Genomic DNA, 3449 nt, shown 5'->3' with positions numbered 1-3449 from the left:
CTAGCGGTCTTGAACCCGCTGAACCCATCCATCGCGACCACCTCGACCCCGTCCCGCCACTGCTTCGGGCGACCCGCGAGCCACTGCTTGAAGACGGCCTTCGAGCGGCCCTGGACCATGTCCAGCAGCCGGGCGGGACCAGACTTCTCGCGGACGGGGGTGAGATCGATGATCACGGTGACGTACGTGTCGCCCAATCGCGTGTGGCGCCAGACGTGCTCGTCGACACCGATCGTGGTCACCCCGTCGAATCGGGCGGCGTCGTCGATCAGACGCCGCCTGCCCTCGGCGATGATCGCGCTGTTCGCGGTATGCCACGACACCCCGAGACCGGCCGCGGCCCGCGAGACAGTGAGATGGTCGACGACGATCGCCCCCAGCGCCCAGTCCAGCCCGCCGCGAGAGATCTTCGCCCGCGGGGCTGCTGCCGCCGTGGTGTCCTGCCGCCACGTCTTCCGGCAGTGCTCGCATCGGTAACGGCGCACCCGCACATGCAGGACCGTGGGCCGTCGTCCGAACGGCTCATGCGCAAGCCGACGAACCACCGTGTCCCGCGGCACGCCCTGCGCCCCGCACGCCCGGCACCACGGATCGTCCTCGACGACGCGGCACTCGATCACCGCCCGACCCGTCTCAAGACGTTGTCCCACAGCTTCGAGACCAAGTTCATCGAGGCGGCAGAACGTGGTGAGGCACGGCGCGGCATAGGTAGCGTTGAACACGTCGAGGTCTTCCGGATGGCGAGCGTAGGAACTTCCATCATCGGGGGACCTCGACCCCTACCCGGCTACCGCCACACGCACCCTCTCTACACCCTCAACTGCGAAGAGCCACCATGTCCAGCAGCCGGGACGGGCCGGTCCCCTCGCGAACAGCGGTGAGGTCGATGATCACGGTCACGAACCTGTCGCCGCGGCGGGTGTGGCGCCAGACATGCTCGTCGACACCGATGGCGCTGACGCCGTCGAACCGGGTCGGATCATCGATGAGGACGCGGCGTCCTTCGGTCAGGACCGCGGCGTTGGCGGTGTTCCACGAGACCCCCAGCCCCTCGGCGACACGAGCGACACTCAAGTGCTGGCACACGATCCCTTCCAGCGCCCACCGCAACCCGCGGCGGGAGAGCCGCGCGCGCGGCTCGGCCGCGGCGGTCGTGTCCTGACGCCACACGTGCCCGCAGCCCGTGCACCGGTACCGACGCACCCTCACCTCCAGCGTCGTGGGACGCCACCCCAGCGGCTCGTGAGCGAGCTCGCGCGTGACGGTGTCCCGCGCGACGCCCTCGCACCCGCACCGCCGGCACCAGCTGTCCGGTTCGACGACCCGGCAGGCCAGGACCGCCCGACCAGGCTCGATGCGCTGGCCGACGACCTCCAAGCCGAGCTCGTCCAGACGAGCGAACGTGGTCAGATCAGGGCGGGCGAAGGTAGCGTCAGGCACGTCGAGGTCTTCCCGGTGGGTGGCGTGAGAACCCCCATCATCGGAAGACCTCGACCCCTATCTGGACGCTGACACGCCGGCACCTCGCTCACCACCGCGCCAGGCCGTCTACACCCTCAATCCGGAAGAGCCCCGAAACCGGCCGGCGGGGTAGCGTCGGTCACGTCGAGGTCTTTCGGATGGATGGCGTAGGAACCTCCATCGTCGGGAGACCTCGACGTCTACCTGCGGACCGACGCGCCCGGCCGACCTACACCCTCATCTGGGAAGAGCCAGGAAAGCTTCCTGGATCGCAAGCACTGGCGGACCCGAGAAGAGCTCCGGACCGCCATCATCACCTGGATCGAGAGGACCTACCACCGACGCCGCCGACAGGCCCGCCTGAGCCGATTGACCCCCATCGAATACGAAACCATCATGAACCCGGCCGCCCTCGCGGCCTGACACCCCAACTGTCGCCTATCCGTGCGGCAGTCCCTTATCAGCGTTGCGGGTATGGCTATGGTGATCGCTTCTATGTCGTACCAAAAACGAAAGTAGTAGCTCGTTGAGGGATCCCTCAGCGGGAATTCATTCGGGCAGGGCTTACGTACGCCAAGAACTTGAGCCCCACCATCCGCCAACGACCTATTGGCTCCTCAGTGGTCCGGGCCTGCATCGGAGTCCTCTGCACGAGATGTGTCGTCGTTCTGCGCCGCGTCGTGGACCGCGCTGTCGTTGTTCTCTGCGCTGCGTGAGCGGCGCAGCGCCTCGCGCCGTGCGCGCTCCCGGTAGCTATAGGCGGCCTCGTGCACCGACTCTTCACTTTCGAAGCCAGACCCAATCGCACCCGCGATCGTCGCAGCGGCGGTCGCGAACAGGGTCACCAGTAGATACTCGCCCAGTCCGTATTCGTCTCCGGCGTACTGGCTGAACACCTCCGGAGTGAAAACGATCAGCGCGGCAGTCAGGTTCAGGACGAACAGCCCCGCATAGCCGCACGTCAGCCCAATAGCGAGGGTCAAGACAGTCGACGCGTTGAACAGCACCGTTCGCTCACGTTCCTGCGGCGGCAGATCTTTGGCTCGTTCCCAGAGGCGGTGATAGACGATGAGCCAAGTGATCATCGCCGTAATCGAGGCAACGACGACGGCGACCAGCTGCCACGCTGCCATGGTGAGTGCGAGTTCCCACAGCGTGGTGTTCAACAGATAGAACGCGCTGAACGCGAACGCTCCCACCAACGCCCCTCGGAGACCGGAGACCAGCCGCCACGGACGATTATCCCGGACCATTCCCACGAGCAGCCGCAGACGCCCGCGGTTCGCGAAGATACGGACGTCGACCCCGTCTTGGTCTGGGGTCGTCCGCTCGAAGGCGCCGCCCAGAGCCGGGACCCGTGACCGCCGATGCGCCTGGGACCCGTCCTTCGGAGTGGTCCCGCCGCGCATGTCCCCAATGAGCTGTGTCACCACCTCTGAAACTCGCCTTCGTAGGCTCATGGCCCCGAAGGCCGGCAGTGAAACCACCGCCACGTTCCGACTGTGGTCGGCGTCAGCGACGACGGGGCGCCGGTCGATCATCAGTGGGAGGTCGGTCACGCATACCGCGAGGTCCCAGCCATGTTCCCGCTTACGCTCGACTGCCAGGTCCATCATCTCGAACCGCTTCTCGTCACTGGGAGGCAACCTCTCTCGGTGCACCTCCACTCTCCAGTGACCGTCAGAGAGCTGCTCGGCGAGTAGGCCAGGCAGTTCCCGTTCGAGATGCTTCGCGACTGTCAGGGTGGTGGCGACCGGATCGGCCACCACCCCGACCACTATCTCCCCCGTCGGGCTTTGCGTCGCCCCGATGGGTTCACTCTTGTGAGTCATCAAAAGTCGACTCCTTCTGCGTTGTCAGTTCGCGTGCTCCTACCGGCTTCTCAGAGTCTCGATTCCTCACCCCAGAGTGCTTCAGCTGATTTCAGGCACCAGGGAAGCGACCCCGGTTCATGTCAGGCGAGAGCACACGTCGACCGGCGGCCTTGA

General features: G+C 66.1%; 2 protein-coding genes and 2 pseudogenes. 1 reads left to right on the top strand and 3 read right to left on the bottom strand.

Annotated elements, in window-relative coordinates; translation table 11 throughout:
• Positions 1-722 (bottom strand): transposase (locus ACPYO4_RS16265; RefSeq protein WP_425710292.1); only part of this gene is annotated, 722 nt, incomplete at its 3' end.
• 97 nt (positions 723-819) lie between these two features.
• Positions 820-1440 (bottom strand): annotated as a pseudogene (locus ACPYO4_RS16260) (ISL3 family transposase); the annotation flags it as partial.
• 273 nt (positions 1441-1713) lie between these two features.
• Between ACPYO4_RS16260 and ACPYO4_RS16255 the strand changes: the two are divergent.
• Positions 1714-1884: pseudogene (locus tag ACPYO4_RS16255) on the top strand (IS3 family transposase); the annotation flags it as partial.
• A gap of 194 nt (positions 1885-2078) precedes the next feature.
• Here the strand turns inward: ACPYO4_RS16255 and ACPYO4_RS16250 are convergent.
• Positions 2079-3293 carry a hypothetical protein gene (locus tag ACPYO4_RS16250; RefSeq protein ID WP_425710291.1) on the bottom strand — a complete coding sequence of 405 codons (1215 nt, stop codon included), beginning with the start codon at positions 3291-3293 and terminating at the stop codon, positions 2079-2081.
• Between the last annotated feature and the right edge of the window lie 156 nt (positions 3294-3449).

The organism is Georgenia sp. Z1491, from assembly GCF_049856175.1.
In the GTDB taxonomy this organism is placed as follows: domain Bacteria; phylum Actinomycetota; class Actinomycetes; order Actinomycetales; family Actinomycetaceae; genus JB111.
Note: the sequence above shows the minus strand (reverse complement) of the source record. Positions and strands in the feature narration are given on the sequence as shown.